Annotated in this window: 20 protein-coding genes; 9 read left to right on the top strand and 11 right to left on the bottom strand. The window is 67.0% G+C overall.

Annotation, left to right across the window (positions count from 1 at the left end; translation table 11 throughout):
• Nucleotides 1–50: 50 nt before the first annotated feature.
• Nucleotides 51–968 carry a transcriptional regulator GcvA gene (gene gcvA / locus CFB50_RS02475; RefSeq protein ID WP_069247023.1) on the bottom strand — a complete coding sequence of 306 codons (918 nt, stop codon included), beginning with the start codon at nt 966–968 and terminating at the stop codon, nt 51–53.
• A gap of 193 nt (nt 969–1,161) precedes the next feature.
• Here gcvA and CFB50_RS02480 point away from each other — a divergent pair, with 193 nt between their 5' ends.
• From CFB50_RS02480 to gabP, 3 genes are all read left to right on the top strand, one after another.
• Nucleotides 1,162–2,466, top strand: coding sequence for an MFS transporter (locus CFB50_RS02480; protein WP_089444874.1), 1,305 nt, complete (start codon nt 1,162–1,164; stop codon nt 2,464–2,466).
• Nucleotides 2,467–2,547: 81 nt separating this feature from the next.
• Nucleotides 2,548–2,892: an MmcQ/YjbR family DNA-binding protein gene (locus CFB50_RS02485; protein WP_089444875.1), complete on the top strand. Its 345-nt coding sequence runs from the start codon at nt 2,548–2,550 to the stop codon at nt 2,890–2,892.
• 418 nt (nt 2,893–3,310) lie between these two features.
• Nucleotides 3,311–4,702, top strand: a complete 1,392-nt coding sequence (gene gabP / locus CFB50_RS02495) for a GABA permease (RefSeq protein ID WP_089444876.1) — start codon at nt 3,311–3,313, stop codon at nt 4,700–4,702.
• A gap of 143 nt (nt 4,703–4,845) precedes the next feature.
• Here gabP and ychF read toward each other — a convergent pair whose 3' ends face one another.
• Nucleotides 4,846–5,940 (bottom strand): redox-regulated ATPase YchF, encoded by a 1,095-nt coding sequence (gene ychF / locus CFB50_RS02500; RefSeq protein WP_089444877.1) that lies wholly within the window; start codon nt 5,938–5,940, stop codon nt 4,846–4,848.
• A 246-nt stretch (nt 5,941–6,186) separates the two neighbouring features.
• On the opposite strand from ychF, the gene CFB50_RS02505 reads away from it, so the two are divergent.
• The 4 genes from CFB50_RS02505 to CFB50_RS02520 all read left to right on the top strand — a co-directional run bounded on the left by CFB50_RS02505 (nt 6,187) and on the right by CFB50_RS02520 (nt 10,834).
• Nucleotides 6,187–7,365 carry a UbiH/UbiF family hydroxylase gene (locus CFB50_RS02505; RefSeq protein ID WP_089424390.1) on the top strand — a complete coding sequence of 393 codons (1,179 nt, stop codon included), beginning with the start codon at nt 6,187–6,189 and terminating at the stop codon, nt 7,363–7,365.
• 94 nt (nt 7,366–7,459) lie between these two features.
• Nucleotides 7,460–8,188 (top strand): DsbC family protein, encoded by a 729-nt coding sequence (locus tag CFB50_RS02510; RefSeq protein WP_039362328.1) that lies wholly within the window; start codon nt 7,460–7,462, stop codon nt 8,186–8,188.
• A 102-nt stretch (nt 8,189–8,290) separates the two neighbouring features.
• Entirely contained in the window at nt 8,291–10,090 is a 1,800-nt protein-coding gene (locus CFB50_RS02515) for a M61 family metallopeptidase (protein ID WP_089444878.1), read from the top strand.
• 147 nt (nt 10,091–10,237) lie between these two features.
• Complete coding sequence (locus CFB50_RS02520) at nt 10,238–10,834, top strand: FMN-dependent NADH-azoreductase (RefSeq protein WP_039362334.1); 597 nt, start codon at nt 10,238–10,240, stop codon at nt 10,832–10,834.
• A 99-nt stretch (nt 10,835–10,933) separates the two neighbouring features.
• On the opposite strand, the gene CFB50_RS02525 is transcribed toward CFB50_RS02520, so the two are convergent.
• The 8 genes from CFB50_RS02525 to rpe all read right to left on the bottom strand — a co-directional run bounded on the left by CFB50_RS02525 (nt 10,934) and on the right by rpe (nt 18,248).
• Nucleotides 10,934–11,839, bottom strand: coding sequence for a uracil-DNA glycosylase (locus tag CFB50_RS02525; protein ID WP_089444879.1), 906 nt, complete (start codon nt 11,837–11,839; stop codon nt 10,934–10,936).
• 12 nt (nt 11,840–11,851) lie between these two features.
• Entirely contained in the window at nt 11,852–12,478 is a 627-nt protein-coding gene (locus tag CFB50_RS02530; RefSeq protein ID WP_069247030.1) for a CYTH domain-containing protein, read from the bottom strand.
• Complete coding sequence (gene trpC, locus CFB50_RS02535) at nt 12,478–13,263, bottom strand: indole-3-glycerol phosphate synthase TrpC (RefSeq protein WP_069247031.1); 786 nt, start codon at nt 13,261–13,263, stop codon at nt 12,478–12,480. Before trpC ends, CFB50_RS02530 begins: the two co-directional genes overlap by 1 nt.
• Before the next feature lie 29 nt (nt 13,264–13,292).
• Nucleotides 13,293–14,324, bottom strand: coding sequence for an anthranilate phosphoribosyltransferase (gene trpD / locus CFB50_RS02540; protein ID WP_089444880.1), 1,032 nt, complete (start codon nt 14,322–14,324; stop codon nt 13,293–13,295).
• Nucleotides 14,325–14,337: 13 nt separating this feature from the next.
• On the bottom strand, nt 14,338–14,928 hold the full coding sequence (locus CFB50_RS02545) for an aminodeoxychorismate/anthranilate synthase component II (RefSeq protein WP_089444881.1): 591 nt from the start codon (nt 14,926–14,928) through the stop codon (nt 14,338–14,340).
• Between the two features lie 13 nt (nt 14,929–14,941).
• Nucleotides 14,942–16,435, bottom strand: coding sequence for an anthranilate synthase component I (trpE, locus tag CFB50_RS02550; RefSeq protein ID WP_039362349.1), 1,494 nt, complete (start codon nt 16,433–16,435; stop codon nt 14,942–14,944).
• A gap of 357 nt (nt 16,436–16,792) precedes the next feature.
• Nucleotides 16,793–17,557: a phosphoglycolate phosphatase gene (locus CFB50_RS02555; protein WP_089444882.1), complete on the bottom strand. Its 765-nt coding sequence runs from the start codon at nt 17,555–17,557 to the stop codon at nt 16,793–16,795.
• A gap of 4 nt (nt 17,558–17,561) precedes the next feature.
• Nucleotides 17,562–18,248, bottom strand: coding sequence for a ribulose-phosphate 3-epimerase (rpe, locus tag CFB50_RS02560; RefSeq protein WP_011883156.1), 687 nt, complete (start codon nt 18,246–18,248; stop codon nt 17,562–17,564).
• Nucleotides 18,249–18,426: 178 nt separating this feature from the next.
• Here rpe and apaG point away from each other — a divergent pair, with 178 nt between their 5' ends.
• Entirely contained in the window at nt 18,427–18,801 is a 375-nt protein-coding gene (gene apaG / locus CFB50_RS02565) for a Co2+/Mg2+ efflux protein ApaG (RefSeq protein WP_011350820.1), read from the top strand.
• 22 nt (nt 18,802–18,823) lie between these two features.
• On the opposite strand, the gene CFB50_RS39870 is transcribed toward apaG, so the two are convergent.
• A complete protein-coding gene (locus CFB50_RS39870) occupies nt 18,824–18,955 on the bottom strand; it encodes a hypothetical protein (protein WP_256940834.1) in 132 nt (43 codons plus the stop codon).
• Between the two features lie 28 nt (nt 18,956–18,983).
• Between CFB50_RS39870 and mltA the strand changes: the two genes are divergently transcribed.
• Entirely contained in the window at nt 18,984–20,108 is a 1,125-nt protein-coding gene (gene mltA, locus CFB50_RS02570) for a murein transglycosylase A (protein WP_226275398.1), read from the top strand.
• Nucleotides 20,109–20,146 lie beyond the last annotated feature (38 nt).

The raw sequence follows: 20,146 nt of genomic DNA on the forward strand, positions 1-20,146 counted from the left end.
CGCATGTTAGCCGATCGGCCGGGGCACCGCACCGTGAGGGGAGAGTGACGCTACGCCGCGCCGGACATCGATGCCGCGCCGTCGGCCAGTGCGGCGTCGAGGATCCATCGGCGAAATGCCGCGACCTTAGGCCGTTCCGCGTGATGCGGCGGATAGACGAGGTAGTACGCGAAATCGTCGAGCCACGCGACGTCGGCGAGCTGCACGAGCCGGCCGCTTGCCAGCTCGCCGCGCACCATCGCGGCCGGCAGCAGCCCGGCGCCCTGGCCGGCGACGATCGCCTGCAGCAACAGGCCCGAGTCGTCGAACGCGGGGCCGCGCGGCGGCCCGAAATCGTCGATCCGCTGCGCGCCGAACCAGATATGCCAGCCCTTGCGCTCGGCGTCGTGCAACTGAGGCCAGCCGACGAGCTCGGCCGGCGTCGCCGGCATGCCGAGCCGCGCGACGAGTTCGGGCGACGCGAGCGCGACGATCTCCACCGTCAGCAGGCGCTCGCTGCACAGCCCGATGTAGCGCCCGAGGCCATGACGGATCGCGACATCGACGCCGTCGCGCGAGAAATCCGCCAGTGCGTGGCTCGTGACGACCTGCAGGTCGACGTCCGGGCACGCCTCGCGGAATTGCGCGAGGCGCGGGACGAGCCACGCGGATGCGAAAAACGGCGTGACGCTCACCGTCAGCACGCCGCTGTCGGCGGCGCCCGACACACGCTGCGACGCATCGGCGATCTGCCGGAACGCGTTGCGCACCGGCGGCAGGTAGTCGCGGCCGGCGGCCGTGAGCAGGATGCCGCGGTTGACGCGCTCGAACAGCTGTACGCCGAGATGCGTCTCGAGCGTGCGGATCATCTGGCTTACCGCGCCGGGAGTGACCGACAGCTCCTCGGCAGCCGCCTTCACCGACAGGTGGCGGGCGGCCGCTTCGAATGCGCGCAGCGGGTTGAGAGGCGGCAAGCGGGAACGATTCATTCAGTTTTTCTAAATCGAAAGTCCGACGAAATATCGTTTGAGACGATGCATGTGCACGAGTACCGTTGACGTATCGGATCGCATGCTTCGCGACTGCCTGTCGGCGGCCGGTGTGATCAACATAGTTCAACTATATCCATGAGGCAATCCGGACGCCGCCCGGCGGCCGGTGGAACCTGAGAGGAGCATCGTCATGAACCGCCCGGGCGCATCGCGCCTTTTCTACGGCTGGTACGTGGTTGCGGCCGCGTTCGCCGTTACGTTCGTCGGTTTCGGCAGCGCCTATACGTTCAGCGCGTTCGTCGAGTCGCTGCAGCGGGATTTCGCCGCATCGCGCGGGCAGATCTCGCTCGTGTTTTCGCTCGCCGGCTTCCTGTATTTCGGCTTCGGAATCGTCAGCGGGCCGCTGGCCGACCGCTTCGGCTCGCGGCGGCTGGCCGTCGCCGGGATGCTGCTGACGGGCATCGGGCTCGCGGCTGCCGGCGTCGCGCATACGCTGTTGCAGGTTTATGTCGCGTACGGGCTCGGTGTCGGGCTCGGCGTCGGCTGCGCGTACGTGCCGGCCGTCGGCGCCGTGCAGCGCTGGTTCGTGCGCCGGCGCGGCTTCGCGTCGGGGCTCGCGGTCGCCGGGATCGGCGTCGGTACGCTGGTGATGCCGCCGCTCGCGTCCGCGCTGATCGCGCATGTCGGCTGGCGCGGCGCGTATATCACGCTGGCCGTGATCGCGGTCGTGATCGGCGCGGGGATGGCGTTGCTGATCGAGAACGATCCGCGCGGGCGAGGGCTGCTGCCGGATGGGGAGGCGGCGCGTGAGCCCGTCGAGGGCGGCGGCGCGAAAGCTGCCGTGCGCGATGCGGGGGCGTCGGTGTCCGGTGCATCCGCGAGTCGCAAGCCGGCTGCCGGCGCGACGGTGCGCGAAGCCGTCACGTCGCGCTCGTTCGCGAGCCTCTACGCGGCATGCCTCATCTGCTCGTTCGGCGTGTTCGTCCCGTTCGTTCATCTCGTGCCGTACGCGCTCGACCATGGCGTCTCGTCATCGACGGCCGTGCTGCTGCTCGGCGCGATCGGCGTCGGCAGTACGGCCGGCCGTTTCTTCCTCGGCGGCCTCGCCGACCGCTTCGGCCGCCGCACATCGCTGCTCGCGATGTTCGCGGGCATGGCCGTCGCGCTCGTCGCGTGGGCCGGCGCCGGCACCGTCGCGACGCTTGCAGCGTTCGCACTCGTGTTCGGCGTGTTCTATGGCGGCTGGGTCGCGGTGCTGCCGGCAGTCGTGATGGACTACTTCGGCGGCCGCAACGTGAGCGGGATCATCGGCGTGCTTTATACGAGCGTCGCATTCGGCACGCTGATCGGGCCGACCGCGGCCGGCTTCATCTACGACGCGGGCCGCGGCTATCTCGTGCCGATCCTGGCCAGCGCCGCCGCGAATGCGATCGCGTTCGCAATCGTCGCGACGACGGGGCGTGTGTCGACGGCCGCACGTGCGGTGCGCGGATAGGCGCGCTTCGGCCGACGCACCATCGCGAATTCCGGTAGGGTGGCCGGATCGTGAACCGAAGGCAGGCAGCCGGGAGGCACCGTGACATTCGATGAAGTCCGGCAGATCGCGCTGGCGTGGCGCGGTGTCGAGGAAGGCACGTCATACGGCACGCCCGCACTCAAGGTGAAGGGCAAGATGCTCGCGCGGCTGCGCGAGGACGGCGACACGCTCGTCGTGAAAGGTGTCGGCCCCGACGAGCGCGCGTGGCTGATCGAATCGGAACCTGACGTGTATTACGTGACGGACCACTACGTCGGCTGGCCGATCGTGCTGGTGCGGCTGTCGGCGGCCCATCCGGACGCCGTGAAAAGCCTGCTTCTGCGAGAATGGCAGGCCGTCGTCCCCGCCAAATGGCGCGACGAGATGGCGAACGGCATGCGCTGACACGCCGCCGGTTGCGACTGGCTGACCCGTTGTCGCCGGGTGCTTTCGGCGCGCTCGCGAGTCGCCACGAACGGTACAAGCGTTGCATCGATCGATGTCGATGCAACAAGTGGTTCCATCGAAATTCTTCAATTGGTTCTTAGTGAAGAACCGTTTGATGCTTACACTCCTTCGCTTCGAAGGCAGCTGACGAAAGCCGACGGAAAGGGCGCACGCGATGCGCCGGCGCCCTGCGCGCCGCATCGCACCCGCAGCTTCGCAGACTGCGTCGCGCACCGTTCCGGAACGGCCCCCGGTCCGGCTGCGCGCCTGCCACCCATGCAGGCGCCGCATCCGGACCGGCTCAAGAACCACAATCCCCCGTGCTGCCTTCACGCGATACCCGGCCATACCGGAACCGTTTTTTGGAGAGAGACAGATGAGTGGAAGCAACACAGGCCTCGGTACGGGCCTGAAGCAGCGGCACGTGACGATGATGTCGATTGCCGGCGTGATCGGCGCGGGCCTGTTCGTCGGCTCCGGCCACGCCATCGCGGAAGCCGGCCCGGCGTCGATCCTCGCGTATGCGATCGCGGGGGTGCTGGTCGTGCTCGTGATGCGCATGCTCGGCGAGATGGCCGTCGCCCATCCGGACAGCGGGTCGTTCTCCACCTATGCCGATCGCGCGATCGGCCACTGGGCCGGTTTCTCGATCGGCTGGCTGTACTGGTGGTTCTGGGTGCTGGTGATTCCGATCGAGGCGACCGCCGCCGCGACCATTCTCAATGCATGGTTCCCCGGCGTTGCAACCTGGATCTTCGCGCTCGGCATCACGCTGGTGCTGACGGTCACCAATCTCTTCTCGGTCGAGAACTACGGCGAATTCGAATTCTGGTTCGCGCTGATCAAGGTCGTCGCGATCGTCGTGTTCCTGTGCATCGGCGGCGCGGCGATCGTGGGCATCATCCCGGCGCCGGCCGTATCGGGCGTGTCGAACCTGTTCGTGCATGACGGCTTCATGCCGCACGGCGCCGGCGCGGTGCTCGCGGCGATGCTGACGACGATGTTCTCGTTCCTCGGCACCGAGATCGTGACGATCGCGGCCGCCGAATCGGACAACCCGCAACGCCAGATCGTGCGCGCGACGAATTCGGTGATCTGGCGTATCACCTTGTTCTATCTCGGCTCGATTCTCGTCGTCGCGGCCATCGTGCCGTGGAACGACCCGCTGCTGCCGAAGCACGGCTCGTATCAGCGCGCGATGGAGCTGATCGGCATCCCGAACGCGAAGGCGATCATCGACGTGATCGTGCTCGTGTCGGTCGCGAGCTGCCTGAATTCGGCGCTGTACACCGCGTCGCGGATGCTGTTCTCGCTGTCCAAGCGCAAGGATGCGCCCGCGTTCCTGCACCGCACCGATGCGACCGGCACGCCGCGCGCGGCCGTGCTCGCGTCGACCGCGTTCGGTTTCGTGACCGTGATCGCGAACTACCTGATGCCGGAACAGGTGTTCGGCTTCCTGCTGGCGACGTCAGGCGCGATCGCGCTGCTCGTGTATCTCGTGATCGCGATCTCGCAGCTGCGGATGCGCAAGACGCTCGAATCGACCGGCGCGGACCTGACGCTGCGGATGTGGTTGTTCCCGTGGCTCACGTGGGCGGTGATCCTGTTCATCTGCGGCACGCTGACCGTGATGCTCGTGAGCGAGGATCACCGGATGGAAGTGGGTGCGACGGCCGTGCTGGCGCTGATCGTGCTGCTGGCGTCGTGGCTGAACAAGCGTGGTCGCGATGCACAGGCGAGTGAAGGGCGGCGCGTGTCGGCGACGTGATGGCGTGAAGTGATGGCGGGCGGAAAGCCCGCGTCACGAAAAATGGCCCGATCGGCGTTTGCCGGTCGGGCCATTTGTTTTTCGTGCCGCAGCACGCGTTGCGCGATGCCATGCATATCGCATGGCATCGGCCAATGCAGCTGTCAGACGTTGAACAGGAAGTTCATCACGTCGCCGTCGTGCACGACATATTCCTTCCCTTCCGCGCGCATCTTGCCGGCTTCCTTCGCGCCTTGCTCGCCCTTGTAGGTGACGTAGTCGTCGAACGCGATCGTCTGCGCGCGGATGAAGCCGCGCTCGAAGTCGGTGTGGATCACGCCGGCTGCCTGCGGCGCCGTGTCGCCGATATGGATCGTCCACGCGCGCACTTCCTTCACGCCGGCGGTGAAGTAAGTTTGCAGGCCGAGTAGCTTGAACCCCGCGCGGATCACGCGGTCGAGGCCCGGCTCTTCCATGCCCATGTCGGCGAGGAACGCTTCCTTGTCCGCATCGTCGAGATCGGCGATTTCGGCTTCGATTGCCGCGCACACGGCCACGACCGGCGCATTCTCGCTTTCCGCGTACTTGCGGACCGCGTCGAGGTGCGGGTTGTTCTCGAAACCGTCGTCCTTCACGTTGGCCACGTACATCGCCGGCTTCGCGGTGATCAGGCAGAACGGCTTCAGCAGCGCCTCTTCGTCATCCGACAGCGCGAGGCCGCGCACGGCCTTGCCCTGGTCGAGCTGCGCGCGCACCTTTTCGAGCACCGAGACGAGCTTCGCCGCTTCCTTGTCGTTGCCCGACTTCGCAGCCTTCGAATAGCGCGTGAGCGCCTTTTCGACGGTGCCGAGGTCGGCGAGGGCGAGTTCGGTGTTGATCACTTCGATGTCGTCGATCGGGCTGACCTTGCCGGCGACGTGAATGACGTTCTCGTCCTCGAAGCAGCGCACGACGTGCGTGATCGCGTCGGTTTCGCGGATGTTCGCGAGGAACTGGTTGCCGAGGCCTTCACCCTTGCTCGCGCCCGCGACGAGGCCCGCGATGTCGACGAATTCGACGACGGCCGGCACGACACGCTCCGGCTTGACGATCTCGGAGAGCGCCTTCAGGCGCGTATCGGGCACTTCGACGATGCCGACGTTCGGCTCGATCGTGCAGAACGGGTAGTTCTCGGCGGCGATGCCGGCCTTGGTCAGCGCATTGAACAGGGTGGACTTGCCGACGTTGGGCAAGCCGACGATGCCGCATTTGAGACTCATGGAATCCTTCGGACGGGTAAGGCGGCGCGGCCGGACAGGGCACGGCGGCGCGGGAAAAAAGGGCGGCCGGCGCTTGAGGCGCGGCGGGCCGACGGTCAAAGGCGCTATTGTACCGTGCCGACGCCCCGGATTCCGGGCTCGCGCCGAATGGCCGCTGCGGCGGGCCGCCGCGCTGCCGCATCGGCCTGCGATTCTGCTGATTTCCCGCAAAGTCCTGCCGCGTAAGGGTTTGGCCCCGCGGCTATAATGCCCGCCATGACTGCCCACCACACCTTCGACGTCGCCGTGGTCGGCGGCGGGCTCGTCGGCAAGACGGCCGCGCTCGCGCTGACCCAGTCCGGCTACAAGACAGCCCTGCTCGCCCAGCCGGCCACGCCGCGCCCCGCCGATCTCGCATTCGACACGCGCGTCTACGCACTGTCCTCCAGTTCGCAGGCCTTGCTCGAGCGGCTGCGGGTCTGGCAGGCGCTCGATCACAGCCGGCTCGCACCGGTCTACGACATGCGCGTGTACGGCGATGCGCACGCGGAACTGCATTTCTCCGCGTACCAGGCGTCCGTGCCGCAACTCGCATGGATCGCCGAATCGTCGCTGGTCGAGGCGTCGCTCGACGCCGCGCTGCGGTTCCAGCCGAATCTGACGTGGTTCGATGCACGCGCACAGGGTTTCGACGTGCGCGACGACGCGGCCGTGCTCACGCTGTCGTCGGGGCAGGTGCTGGAAGCGGACCTCGTCGTCGGCGCGGACGGCGCGCATTCGTGGGTGCGCTCGCAAATGGGGGCCAAGGTCGAGCGGCGCGACTACCGGCAAACCGGCGTCGTCGCGAACTTCAAGGCGTCGCTGCCGCACCGCGAGACCGCTTACCAGTGGTTCCACGAAGGCGAGATCGTCGCGCTGCTGCCACTGCCGGACGGCCATGTATCGCTCGTCTGGTCCGCGCACACCGCGCATGCTGACGAATTGCTCGCACTCGATCCGGCGCAGCTCGCGGCCGAGGTCGAGCGCGTGTCGCACGGCCAGGTCGGCACGCTCGACTGCGTGACGCCGGCTGCCGGCTTCCCGCTGGCGCTGCAGACGGTCGACAAGCTGATCGCACCGCGCGTCGCGCTCGTCGGCGATGCCGCGCACCTGATCCACCCGCTCGCGGGGCAGGGGATGAACCTCGGCTTGCGCGACGTCGCGGCGCTTGCCGACGCGATCGCGGGCAAGGAAAGCTTCCGCAACCTCGGCGATACGGTGCTGCTGCGCCGCTACGAGCGTTCGCGCCGCGAGGACATCCGCGCGCTGATGGTCGCGACCGACGGGCTGCAGCGGCTGTTCGCGGTGCCGGGCTCGCTCGCGAAGGCCGTGCGCAATGCGGGCATGGCCTTCGTCGGCGCGCAGCCGCTGGTAAAGCGCTGGCTCGTGTCGGCCGCGCTCGGCTGATCGATCGAACCTTCGGCCGCTTCGCCGGTCGGACACGGTTCCGTTACGGCGTACACTGTGCCGTGCACACCGATTGAGCTGAAGGAAGATTTCAATGAAAAAAACGATCCGCATCGCGTCGCTGGCGCTGGCCGTCACGATGGCGACGCTTGGCTGCACCGCGCAGGCCGACCAGACCACCGACAAGCTGAAAGCGACGCTGCAGGCCCGCCTCGGCAGCGACGCGCCGATCAAGAGCGTGTCGAAAGCGCCGGTCGCGGGCCTTTACGAAGTGAACCTCGGCTCGCAGATCATCTATAGCGATGCGGCAGGCGACTACGTGCTGCTCGGCGATCTCGTCGACACCAAGACGCACAAGAACCTGACCGACGCGCGCCTGTCCGAAATCAACAAGATCGATTTCGCAAGCCTGCCGTTCGCGAATGCGATCAAGGTCGTCAAGGGCAACGGCGCCCGCAAGATCGCGGTGTTCTCCGATCCGAACTGCCCGTATTGCAAGAAGCTCGAGACGACGCTGCAGTCGGTCGACAACGTGACCGTCTACACGTTCCTGTACCCGGTTCTGTCGCCGGATTCGACCGCGAAGTCGAAGGCGATCTGGTGTGCGACCGACCGCGCGAAAACGTGGGAGGGCTGGATGCTCGACCACCGCGCGCCGTCCGGCGCCGGTACCTGCGATACGACCGCGCTCGACAAGAACCTCGCGCTCGGCCGCGGGATGAACGTCACGGGCACGCCGACGATCTTCCTGCCGGACGGCCGCCGCCTGCCGGGCGCCGTGTCGGCCGACCAGCTCAACCAGGCGCTCGCCTCGAGCAAGTAACCGATCACACGCCGGGCCGCATGACCCGGCCAGCGAGGGGCGCCCGCATGATCTGCCGGCGCCTCTCTTCGTTTTCGCCGCCGTATTCGACCGATTGCCACGATGACCCAGCCGATCCGCTATTCGATTGTCCCGAAAGATCTTGCCGCGCACCTGTTCGAAGTGTCGGTGACGGTCGCCGATCCCGATCCCGAAGGCCAGCGCTTTTCGTTGCCGGTGTGGATTCCGGGCAGCTACCTCGTGCGCGAGTTCGCGCGCAACATCGTGACGCTCGGCGCCTTCAACGACGCAGGCCGCAAGGTGCGGATCGCGAAGACCGACAAGCACACGTGGCAGGCCGCACCCGTGAACGGCGCGCTGACGCTGCGCTACGACGTGTATGCGTGGGACCTGTCGGTGCGCTCCGCGTATCTCGACGAATCGGGCGGCTTCTTCAACGCGACGGCCGTGTTCCTGAGCGTCGCGGGCCACGAGGGCGCGCCGTGTGAAGTCGACATCGCGAAGCCGGCCGGTGCGGCGTTTCGCGCATGGCGCGTCGGTACGTCGCTGCCCGAGGGGCGCGGCACCAAGCGCTACGGGTTCGGCGCGTACCGCGCATCGAACTACGACGAGCTCTCCGACCATCCGGTGACGATCGGCGAATTCGCGCTCGCGACGTTCGACGCGCACGGCGTGCCGCACGACATCGTGATCGCGGGGCGCGTGACGCAGCTCGACCTGGAGCGCCTGCGCACCGACCTGAAGCGCGTGTGCGAAGCGCAGATCGCGCTGTTCGAGCCGAAATCGAAGAAAGCGCCGATGGACCGCTACGTGTTCATGACGCTGGCGGTCAGCGACGGTTACGGCGGCCTCGAGCATCGCGCGTCGACCGCGCTGATCTGCAACCGCACCGACCTGCCGGTGAAGGGGCGGCCCGAAACGACGGAAGGCTATCGCACGTATCTCGGGCTCTGCAGCCACGAGTACTTCCATACGTGGAACGTGAAGCGCATCAAGCCCGCGGCGTTCGTGCCGTACGACCTGTCGAAGGAAAACTACACGTCGCTGCTGTGGCTGTTCGAGGGCTTCACGTCGTATTACGACGACCTGATGCTGGTGCGCAGCGGGCTGATGTCGCAGGACGAATATTTCGCGGCGCTCGGCCGCACCGTCGGCGGCGTGCTGCGCGGCACGGGGCGCCTGAAGCAGAGCGTCGCCGAAAGCTCGTTCGACGCGTGGATCAAGTACTACCGCCAGGACGAGAACGCGACCAACGCGATCGTCAGCTACTACACGAAAGGCTCGCTCGTCGCGCTCGCCTTCGATCTCGCAATCCGCGCGCAGACGCGCAACAAGAAGTCGCTCGACGACGTGATGCGCCTGCTGTGGCAGCGCTACGGCCGCGATTTCTACCGCGGCAAGCAGGCGGGCGTCGAGGAGAACGAAGTCGAGGCGCTGATCGAAGAGGCGACGGGCGTCGCGCTCGGCCGCCTGTTCGCCGATGCCGTGCACGGCACGCGCGACCTGCCGCTCGCCGAACTGCTCGCACCGTTCGGCGTGACGCTCGCGCCCGATGTCGCGAACGGCGCGACCGCGAAGCCGACGATCGGCGCGCGCCTGCGTGGCGGCGCGGACTGCACGTTCGCGGCCGTCTACGAAGGCGGCGCCGCACATCGCGCGGGGCTGTCGGCCGGCGACACGCTGATCGCGGTCGACGGGCTGCGCGTCACGGGCACCAACCTCGATGCGTTGCTCGCGCGCTACCGGCCGGGTGACAAGGTCGAGGTTCACGCCTTCCGGCGCGACGAGCTGCGCACCGCGAAACTGAAGCTCGACGGCCCGGAAGTCACGCGCTACCGGCTGACGGCGGCCGCGAAGCCGGCTGCGGTCTCGAAGGCCCGGGAGGCCTGGCTGAAGGGGTGAGCGGCCTGAATCGGGTATCGGGGCGCGATCAACGATTGTTCTGCTGCTGCAACAATCCGTCGCCCTGAACCCGCTTTTTCGCGGTCATGCGGCCACGCACAATGGCGTCACTCGCGCTACCCAAGCGCAACCCTACTGGAGCCTGACATGACGACCATTCTGCAAATCAATTCCGCCGCGCGTTCGCAAGGTGCGCAATCCACGCTGCTGGCCAACGAACTGACGGCAAAGCTGCAACAATCGAACCCCGGCGCGAACGTCGTGGTTCGCGACCTGCTGGCCGATGCGCTGCCGCACCTCGACGAATCGGTGCTCGGCGCGTTCTTCACGCCGGCCGACAAGCGCACCGCGGAACAGAATGCGATCGTCGCGAAGAGCGATGCACTGATCGCCGAACTGCAAGCTGCCGACATCATCGTGATCGGCGCACCGATGTACAACTTCGGCATCTCGTCGCAACTGAAGACGTACTTCGACTGGATCGCACGTGCAGGCGTCACGTTCCGCTATACCGAGAACGGTCCGGAAGGCCTGATCAAGGGCAAGAAGGTTCACGTGGTGACGGCCCGTGGCGGCAAGTACGCTGGTACGCCGAACGACAGCCAGACCCCGTACCTGCGCACGTTCCTCGGCTTCGTCGGCATGACCGACGTGAACTTCATCTTCGCGGAAGGCCTGAACCTCGGAGCGGATGCGCAAAGCGCAGCGCTGGCCGGCGCACGCGAAGCGATCGCCGCCGCGTAAGGTCGAAGCGGGTGCGCCGCGCCCGCCGCATCGTCCGATAAAAAAAACGCCGCGTCCCGAAAGGGGCGCGGCGTTTTTGCATGCCGGCTGGCGCGGCGGTCAGGCGAGCGTTTCCGCCGCTTCCGGCAGGCGCCAGTCGATCGGTTCGCGGCCTGCCTCGACCAGATAGTCGTTCGCGAGCGCGAAATGGCGGCAGCCGAGGAAGCCGCGGTGCGCGGACAGCGGCGACGGATGCGGCGCCTCGAGCACGCGATGCGCGCTGGCGTCGAACAGTGCACGCTTCGCCTGCGCATGGGCGCCCCACAGCATGAAGACGAGCCCCTGATGGCGGCCGGCGAGTTCGCGGATCAGCGTGTCCGTGCACTGCTCCCAGCCGCGCTTCGCATGGCTCGCGGCAGCCCCGCGCTCGACCGTCAGCACCGTGTTGAGCAGCAGCACGCCCTGGCGCGCCCAGGTGTCGAGACAGCCGTGGCGCGGCGCGTCGTGGCCGAAGTTCGCGGCGATTTCCTTGAAGATGTTGCGCAGCGACGGCGGGGTGCGCACGGCCGGTGGCACCGAGAACGCGAGCCCGTGCGCCTGCGGCGTGCCGCGATCGTCGCCGTGGTACGGATCCTGGCCGAGGATCACGACTTTGACGTCGTCCGGGCTCGTCAGGCGCAGCGCGCGGAATACGTCGGTCGGGTAGACCGTCTTGCCGGCGGCACGCTCGTCATCGACGAAGCGGCACAGCGGCGCGTACGCGTCGCTGTCGGTAAAGGGTTTCAGCACGTCGCGCCAGACGGACGGCAGCGCGTCGAATTGCGCGGCGAGGTGCGGAACGTCGGCGGCAACGGGCTGCGGTGCAGCCGGGACCGCAGCCGGGGCCGCGGCTTTCTTTGCGGGCTTGCGTCCGGCCGCGGCCGCTTCGGGCGCCGGGGACGGAATATCGGCCGGTGCCGTTTCCGGCACGGGATCGTCGAACAGCGACGCCTGTTGCGGCGCGCGGGAAGTCTTGCGGGTTGCCATGCGTGATGCGGGTTATTGCGCGCGCAGCCGGTAGCCGCGCTGCGCCTTGCTGATGTTTTCGGGAACGAGGCCCGGCAGCGCTTGCTGCAATTCGGCGGCGAGCGTTGCAAGCGCCGCCTCCGGGCCGTCGATCAGTTCGAGTTCGATTTCGCTGATCGGTTCGCGGCGCGTTTCGTGTTCCGCCTGGACGACGATCTCGCCGAGGTCCACCGCGGCTTCGACGGTTGCGCCGCCGATTGCGATGCGCCACAGCGTACGCGAAAAATCCGTGCGGAACAGCGCCGACAGCGTGCCGGCCGCGTCATTCAGCGCGGCGGCGGCTTCCGGCACGTCGCAGGCCGCGACGAGCGCATCGATCTCGAGCGCGTCGCCGGCGACCGGCAGCTCCCACTCGTGGCGGCGATGCAGGCCGCCTTCCGCGCTGCCGACCGTCTTGAACGTCTGCAGCCAGCCGTCCGGCGTGCGGCGCACGCGCACCGCGCTCTTCGAGCGGGCCAGCGCGAGATCGGGCGTGTCGTAATAGACGTTCGCGAGCGTGATGTCGCGACCGGGTTCGCCGGTCAGCGTCTCGAAGAAGCGTCGTGCGGCGTCGGCCTGGCCGGCCGGCAGCGCGAGCTTGATTTCCTTTTCGATCGCCATCAGAAGAACATCCGTGCGAGTTCCTCGCCCGGCTGCTCGGCGCGCATGAACGCCTCGCCGACGAGGAACGTGTTCACGTTCGCCGCACGCATCGTGTCGACGTCGGTGCGCGACAGGATGCCCGATTCGGTCACGACGATGCGGTCCGCCGGAATCATGTCGAGCATGTCGAGCGTGGTCTGGATCGACGTCTCGAACGTGCGCAGGTTGCGGTTGTTGATGCCGAGCAGCGGCGTCTTGAGGGTCAGCGCCTGTTCCATCTCGTTGCGGTCGTGTACTTCGACCAGCACTGCGAGACCGAGCGAGTGCGCATACGCTTCGAGATCCTGCATCAGCGGCGTGTCGAGCGCGGCGGCGATCAGCAGGATCGCGTCGGCGCCCATCGCGCGCGCTTCCATGATCTGGTACGCGTCGACGATGAAGTCCTTGCGCAGCACCGGCAGCTCGCAGGCCGCGCGCGCTTCCTGGAGATAGCGGACGCTGCCCTGGAAGAACTGCTCGTCGGTCAGCACCGACAGGCAAGCGGCGCCGTGCGCTGCATACGAACGGGCGATGTCGGCCGGCACGAAATGCTCGCGCAGCACGCCCTTCGACGGGCTGGCCTTCTTGATTTCGGAAATCACGGCCGCGCGGCCGGCCGCATGCTTCGCGCGCAGTGCGCCGACGAAGTCGCGCAGGTCGCGCGCGGAGGCTTCCAGTTTCAGTGCCTCGAGCGGCGCGCTGCGCATGGCCGCCGCGACTTCTTCGCGCTTGACGGCGATGATTCGGTCGAGAATGTCGCTCATGTGGATTCCTGCTTGATTCGTAAGGGGAGTCAGCGCTTGAACTGCTGCGTAAAGCGCACGAGTTCGTCGACTTTCGCGCGGGCCTTGCCGCTCGCGATTGCTTCGCGGGCCAGCTGGATGCCGTCCGCGATCGACTCGGCGACGTTCGCCGCATAGAGCGCGGTGCCGGCGTTCAGCGTGACGATCTCGCGTGCGACGCCCTGCTGGTTGTCCAGCGCGCCGAGCAGCATCGTGCGCGATTCGTCGGCATTTTCCACCTTCAGCGTGCGGTTCGACACCATCTGCAGGCCGAAGTCTTCCGGATGGATCTCGTATTCGTGCACCTTGCCGTCGCGCAGCTCGCCGACGAGCGTCGCCGCGCCGAGCGATACCTCGTCCATCCCGTCCTTGCCGTACACGACCAGCACGTGCTGCGCGCCCAGGCGCTGCATCACGCGCACCTGGATGCCGACGAGGTCGGGGTGGAACACGCCCATCAGCTGGTTCGGCGCGCCGGCCGGGTTGGTCAGCGGGCCGAGGATGTTGAAGATCGTGCGCACGCCGAGTTCGCGGCGCACGGCCGCGATGTTCTTCATCGCCGGGTGATGGTTCGGCGCGAACATGAAGCCCATGCCCGTTTCGGCGATCGACGCGGCAACCTGGTCGGACTGCAGGTCGATGTTCACGCCGAGCGCCTCGAGCACGTCGGCGCTGCCGGACTTGCTCGATACGCCGCGGTTGCCGTGCTTCGCGACTTTCGCGCCGGCCGCGGCCGTGACGAACATCGACGCGGTCGAGATGTTGAACGTGTGCGAGCCGTCGCCGCCGGTGCCGACGATGTCGACGAAGTTCGAGTTGTCCTGCACCTCGACGTGGTTCGCGAATTCGCGCATCACGGTCGCGGCGGCGGCGATCTCGCCGATCGTCTCCTTCTTCACGCGCAGCCCGGTGATGATCGCGGCCGCCATCACGGGCGACATGTCGCCGCGCATGATGAGCCGCATCAGGTGCAGCATCTCGTCGTGGAAGATTTCGCGGTGTTCGATCGTGCGCTGCAGCGCTTCCTGCGGGGTAATCGTCATCGTGAGGCTCCCGTCAGGCGGCTTGCGCGGCCGCGGCGCGCGCCTGCTTCAGGAAATTCTCGAGCAGCGCATGGCCGTGCTCGGACAGGATCGATTCCGGGTGGAACTGCACGCCTTCGATCGGCAGCGTCTTGTGGCGCACGCCCATGATTTCGCCGTCGTCGGTCCACGCGGACACCTCGAGGCAGTCGGGCAGCGATTCGCGCTCGATCGCGAGCGAGTGATAGCGCGTGACGTCGAAGTGCTTCGGCAGGTCGGCGAATACGCCGCGGCAGTCGGTTTCGATCTTGCTCACCTTGCCGTGCATGATGGTCTTCGCGCGCACGACGCGGCCGCCGAAGGCCTCGCCGATCGCCTGATGGCCGAGGCAGACGCCGAGGATCGGCTTCCTGCCCGCGAATTCCTTCAGCACGTCGAGCGTGATGCCCGCGTGCTGCGGGTTGCTCGGGCCGGGCGACAGGCAGATCGCATCGGGATTCAGGCTCGCGATTTCGTCGAGCGTGATTTCGTCGTTGCGGTAGGTGCGCACGTCCTCGCCGAGTTCGCCGAAGTACTGGACCAGGTTGTAGGTAAACGAGTCGTAATTGTCGATCATGAGCAGCATGGTCAGTCTCCGGTCAGAAGTCGCTATCGAGGCCGTCCTGGACCTGTTCGGCCGCACGCAGCACAGCGCGCGCCTTGTTTTCGGTCTCTTGCCATTCGGATTCGGGCACCGAATCCGCGACGACGCCGGCCGCCGCTTGCACGTACAGGTTGCCGTTGTGGATCAGGCCCGTGCGGATCGCGATCGCGAGATCCATCTCGCCCGAGAACGACAGGTAGCCGACGGCGCCGCCGTACAGCCCGCGCTTGACCGGCTCGAGTTCGTCGATCAGTTCCATCGCGCGGACCTTCGGCGCGCCGGACAGTGTGCCGGCCGGGAACGTCGCGCGCAGCACGTCGTAGTTCGTCATGCCGGGCTTCAGCTTGCCTTCGACCGAGCTGACGATGTGCTGCACGTGCGAGTATTTCTCGATGACCATCTGGTCGGTCACGTGCACCGAGCCGATTTCCGCGATGCGGCCGACGTCGTTGCGCGCGAGGTCGATCAGCATCACGTGCTCGGCGATCTCCTTCGGATCGTTGAGCAGCTCGGTCGCGAGTTCCGCATCGCGCTCCGGCGTGTTGCCGCGCGGGCGCGTGCCGGCGAGCGGGCGGATCGTGACGATCTGGTCTTCACCGCGCTTTTCCTGGCGCACGAGGATTTCCGGCGATGCGCCGACCACGTGGAAATCGCCGAAGTTGTAGTAGTACATGTACGGCGACGGGTTCAGCGAACGCAGCGCGCGATACAGCGACAGCGGATTGTCGCGGTACGGTTTCGTCAGACGCTGGCCGACCTGGATCTGCATCAGCTCGCCGGCCGCGATGTATTCCTTCGCCTGGCGTACGGCGGCCAGGTAGTCGTCCTTCTTGAATTCGCGGAACGTCTCGGTGCGCACGCTCGCCGACGTGACCGGCGGCTGCACGGTCGTGCGCAGGCGCTGCTTCAGTTCGCGCAGGCGCTGTTTCGCCTTCGTATAGGCTTCGGCCTGGCTCGGGTCCGCGTAGATGATCAGGTACAGCTTGCCGGCGAGGTTGTCGATGACCGCGACTTCCTCGGTCAGCAGCAACTGGATGTCGGGCAGGCCGAGATCGTCGCGCGGCGCAGTGTTCGCGAGCTTCTTCTCGATGTAGCGCACCGCGTCATAGCCGAAGTAGCCGGCGAGACCGCCGCAGAAGCGCGGCAGGCCCGGGCGCTGCGCCACCTTGAAGCGCGCCTGGAACGATTCGATGAACTGGAACGGGTCGCCGTCGTGCGTCTCGACGACCTGGCCGTCGCGCACGACTTCCGACACGCCGTTGCGGGTCCGCACGAGCGTACGGGCGGGCAGGCCGATGAACGAATAGCGGCCGAAGCGTTCGCCGCCGACCACCGATTCGAGCAGGAACGAGTTGGCGCCCGAGCGTTCGGGCTGGGCCAGCTTCAGGTAGAGGGACAGCGGCGTTTCGAGATCGGCGAGGGCTTCCGCGATCAGCGGGATGCGGTTGTAGCCTTCGTTCGCGAGCGATTGAAATTCGAGTTCGGTCATGTTCCGGTCCTGTTCGGGACGAGCGGCGCGTGCGCCAGGGATCACTTGACGCTGCGCGGGTTGCCGTCGGCGAAAGGGCGGTCGTTCGAGAAGTGCCTGTTGCCGGCCGGCACTCCGGGCGTGAACGTCGCGAGCCTGCGGCCGCACCTGAACGCAAGCGTTCGGACGCGGTAGAACTCGAGGTGGTGCGACGATCGGCGCGCGGATGCGCAGCGAGATAAAAAACGGCGCTGAAGACGTGCTTCAGCGTACCTCATCGAAGAGGTTAGCGCGACCAGCGACGCCAGGGCCAGGCTCCCCGGTCGATGCTGCTCAGACTCCGTTTTTTATTCAGAAACATGCAGATGGAAGAAATAATCAGAGGGTTGGCCGGCCGGCGTTGTGCGCGGAGATCGCGCGAGCTGCGACCAGCAACGAATCGACTATACCATCCGAATTTATCGTTTGTATAGCTTTGCCATGGTTGTAGCCGTACGGCACCGTCAGCGTCGCCATCCCGGCCGCGCGGCCTGCCAGCGCATCGTTTTCCGAGTCGCCGATCGCGACTGCCGCATCCGGTGCGACGCCGAGCGCGTTGCAGGCCGTCAGCATCGGCAGCGGATCCGGCTTCTTGCGCGCGACGCTGTCGCCGCCGAGCACGATGCCGAAGCAATCGGCCAGCCCGTACTGCTCGAGCAGCTCGACCGCGAAGCGATGCGGCTTGTTCGTCACGCACGCGAGCCGGATGCCGGCTGCGCGCAGCGCGTCGAGACCGGCGGCCACGTCCGGGTAGAGGCGCGTGTGGCGGCCGTTGATCTTCGCGTACTCGGTCTGGTAGATCGCTAGCGCGTCGTCGAAGCGGGCGTGCGCCTCGTCGGCCGCGAAGCGCGGCTTCAGCACGCTCTGGATCAGGTGTTCGGAGCCCTTGCCGACATAGCCGATCACCTCGTCGCGTGACGTGGCCGGCGCGCCGAGCTGCGCGAGCATCCCGTTCAGGCCGGCCGTGAAATCGTCGGCCGTATCGACCATGGTGCCGTCGAGATCGATCAGCGCTGCGTCGATGCGCGGCGTGGCGAAGCGGATCGGGGCGCCTTCCGGTGCGGCCCCGGCCGGCGCTTGGCCGGCGAGCGACGAGTCGGCCACGGCGTCAGCTCCGCTCGACGGTAGCGAGCGCGGCGCGCATCTCGTCGATCACCTTGCGGTAGTCCGGCTTGCCGAAGATCGCCGAACCCGCGACGAAGGTGTCGGCGCCGGCCGCCGCGATTTCCGCGATGTTGTCGGTCTTCACGCCGCCGTCGACCTCGAGCAGGATCTCGCGGCCGGTGCGCTCGGTGTACGCGTCGATGCGTGCGCGTGCTTCGCGCAGCTTGTTCAGCGTTTCCGGAATGAACGACTGGCCGCCGAAGCCCGGGTTGACCGACATCAGCAGCACGAAGTCGAGGCGATCCATCACGTGGTCGAGGTAGTTCAGCGGCGTGGCCGGGTTGAACACGAGGCCGGCCTTGCAACCGTGGTCGCGGATCAGCGACAGCGTGCGGTCGATGTGATCGGATCCTTCCGGGTGGAAGCTGATCAGGTTTGCACCGGCCTTCGCAAAATCGGGCACGATCCGGTCGACCGGGCGTACCATCAGGTGCACGTCGATCGGCACCTGTACGTGCGGGCGGATCGCTTCGCACACGAGCGGGCCGATGGTCAGGTTCGGCACGTAATGGTTGTCCATCACGTCGAAGTGGATCCAGTCGGCGCCGGCGGCGACCACGTTGCGGACTTCTTCGCCGAGCCGTGCGAAATCGGCCGACAGGATGCTGGGAGCGATGCGGAATTGGGTCATGGCAGGGGAGCGGGGACGTTGCGGCGCAAAACCGCCATTCTACCGTCCGGCGACCCGGTGCGCGGCGGCAGGTCGTGCGGCCGAGGCCGGATTGCGCATAGAATGCCGAACCAATGCGGCGCGCCCGCGGCCCCGTTGCCCATGCCGGCACGGGCAGTCATTTTCCAGCGGAAACACCATGAGTCAGTATCAGTTCACCGTTTCGGTGAAAACCAGCTACTTGCCGGAACAATCCGACCCCGATCGCCGTCAATACGCATTCGCGTACACGCTGACGATCCGCAACACGGGACAGGTCGCGGCGCAACTGATCGCGCGTCACTGGATCATCACGGACAGCGAGAACCACGTGCAGGAAGTGAAGGGGCTCGGCGTCGTCGGGCACCAGCCGCTGCTGCAGCCGGGCGAACACTTCGAGTACACGAGCTGGGCCGTGATCGCGACGCCTGTCGGCACGATGCGTGGCGCGTACTTCTGCGTGGCGGAGGACGGCGAGCGTTTCGAGGCGCCGGTCGACGAGTTCGCTCTGCACATGCCGCGCACGCTGCATTGAGCGTGCGGAGCGCGTCAGGGTGTTAGCGCGGCTTGCGGGTGTGCTTTTTTCTGCCCGACGACGTCCACACGACGATGAAGATCAGCAGGGCGAGCGCTACGAAGGCTTCGAGCGCGAAGATGAGCATCGGATATTGGTCGAGAAAATCTGACATGGCGGTTTCCATCAAGAACGGACATTGTATGTGGTTTGGGCCCCGGGTGGCCGGGTGGGTTGCGGCTGCTGCGGCAGCGGCGCTCCTTGCGGCGTGCGGTGGCGCGCCGACGCGCACTTCATCGCTGAAGCCGCCGACCGGCGCGGCGATCGTGCCGGGTCAGGTAGCCGCGAAGCGGCTCACGCCGGTCGCGTGGCAGCAGGTGCCAGGCTGGCAGGACGATTCGCTGCTCGGCGCAACCGCCGCGTTGCGGCAGAACTGCGTGCGGCTCGCGCGCCAGCCGGCCTGGGCACGCGCCTGCGCGGCCGCCGACCGGCTCGACGAGCTCGACGTCAGCAGTGCACGCACGTTCTTCGAAACGTATTTCACGCCGTTCCAGCTTGCGAACACCGACGGTACGCTCGACGGGCTCGTGACCGGCTATTACGAGCCGCTGCTGCACGGTTCGCGCGTGCGTCGCGGTCCGTATCAGTACGCGCTCTACCGCTGGCCGGCCGGTTATCGCGCGGGCGCGGCGCTGCCGGCACGCGCGCAGCTCGAACGCGCCGGCATCCTGAACGGCAACGAACTCGTGTGGGTCGACGACCCGATCGAAGCGTTCTTCCTGCAGGTGCAGGGCTCGGGGCGCGTGCTGCTCGACGACGGTTCGGTGATGCGGGTCGGCTTCGGCGGCACCAACAACCAGCCGTACCGCTCGATCGGCAAGTGGCTGCTCGATCGTGGCGAGCTGACGCCCGCCCAGGCGACGATGCAGGGCATCAAGGCGTGGGCGAAGGCGAACCCGACCCGCGTCGACGCGTTGCTCGACACGAACCCGCGGTTCGTGTTCTTCCGCGACATGCCGACCAAGGAAGATGCCCCGCACGGTGGTGCGGATGGCCCGATCGGTGCACTGGGCGTACCGCTGACGCCGGAGCGCTCGATCGCCGTCGATCCGTCGTCGATCCCGCTCGGCACGCCGGTGTTCCTGCAGACCACGCGCCCGCTGACGAATACGCCGATGAACCGGCTCGTGTTCGCGCAGGATACGGGCTCAGCGATCAAGGGGGGCGTGCGGGCCGACTATTTCTGGGGGCTCGGCGACGACGCAGGCGATCAGGCCGGGCGGATGAAGCAGGTCGGCCGGATGTGGCTGCTGTTCCCGAATTCGTGATGTGACGCGGCGCGGGTGCTCGGGGTTTTCTCGGGGCT

Origin of the sequence: Burkholderia sp. AU33423, assembly GCF_002223135.1 — a bacterium.
GTDB lineage: Bacteria > Pseudomonadota > Gammaproteobacteria > Burkholderiales > Burkholderiaceae > Burkholderia > Burkholderia lata_D.

Excerpts from the sequence above, each read along its gene's own strand:
- mltA (WP_226275398.1), top strand. The coding sequence starts at position 18,984 with ATGTGGTTTGGGCCCCGGGTGGCCGGGTGGGTTGCGGCTGCTGCGGCA.
- apaG (WP_011350820.1), top strand. The coding sequence starts at position 18,427 with ATGAGTCAGTATCAGTTCACCGTTTCGGTGAAAACCAGCTACTTGCCG.
- rpe (WP_011883156.1), bottom strand. The coding sequence starts at position 18,248 with ATGACCCAATTCCGCATCGCTCCCAGCATCCTGTCGGCCGATTTCGCA.
- CFB50_RS02520 (WP_039362334.1), top strand. The coding sequence starts at position 10,238 with ATGACGACCATTCTGCAAATCAATTCCGCCGCGCGTTCGCAAGGTGCG.
- CFB50_RS02525 (WP_089444879.1), bottom strand. The coding sequence starts at position 11,839 with ATGGCAACCCGCAAGACTTCCCGCGCGCCGCAACAGGCGTCGCTGTTC.
- CFB50_RS02545 (WP_089444881.1), bottom strand. The coding sequence starts at position 14,928 with ATGCTGCTCATGATCGACAATTACGACTCGTTTACCTACAACCTGGTC.
- CFB50_RS02505 (WP_089424390.1), top strand. The coding sequence starts at position 6,187 with ATGCCCGCCATGACTGCCCACCACACCTTCGACGTCGCCGTGGTCGGC.
- gabP (WP_089444876.1), top strand. The coding sequence starts at position 3,311 with ATGAGTGGAAGCAACACAGGCCTCGGTACGGGCCTGAAGCAGCGGCAC.
- trpD (WP_089444880.1), bottom strand. The coding sequence starts at position 14,324 with ATGACGATTACCCCGCAGGAAGCGCTGCAGCGCACGATCGAACACCGC.
- trpE (WP_039362349.1), bottom strand. The coding sequence starts at position 16,435 with ATGACCGAACTCGAATTTCAATCGCTCGCGAACGAAGGCTACAACCGC.
- CFB50_RS02530 (WP_069247030.1), bottom strand. The coding sequence starts at position 12,478 with ATGGCGATCGAAAAGGAAATCAAGCTCGCGCTGCCGGCCGGCCAGGCC.
- CFB50_RS02480 (WP_089444874.1), top strand. The coding sequence starts at position 1,162 with ATGAACCGCCCGGGCGCATCGCGCCTTTTCTACGGCTGGTACGTGGTT.
- CFB50_RS02515 (WP_089444878.1), top strand. The coding sequence starts at position 8,291 with ATGACCCAGCCGATCCGCTATTCGATTGTCCCGAAAGATCTTGCCGCG.
- ychF (WP_089444877.1), bottom strand. The coding sequence starts at position 5,940 with ATGAGTCTCAAATGCGGCATCGTCGGCTTGCCCAACGTCGGCAAGTCC.
- trpC (WP_069247031.1), bottom strand. The coding sequence starts at position 13,263 with ATGAGCGACATTCTCGACCGAATCATCGCCGTCAAGCGCGAAGAAGTC.
- CFB50_RS39870 (WP_256940834.1), bottom strand. The coding sequence starts at position 18,955 with ATGTCAGATTTTCTCGACCAATATCCGATGCTCATCTTCGCGCTCGAA.
- CFB50_RS02510 (WP_039362328.1), top strand. The coding sequence starts at position 7,460 with ATGAAAAAAACGATCCGCATCGCGTCGCTGGCGCTGGCCGTCACGATG.
- gcvA (WP_069247023.1), bottom strand. The coding sequence starts at position 968 with ATGAATCGTTCCCGCTTGCCGCCTCTCAACCCGCTGCGCGCATTCGAA.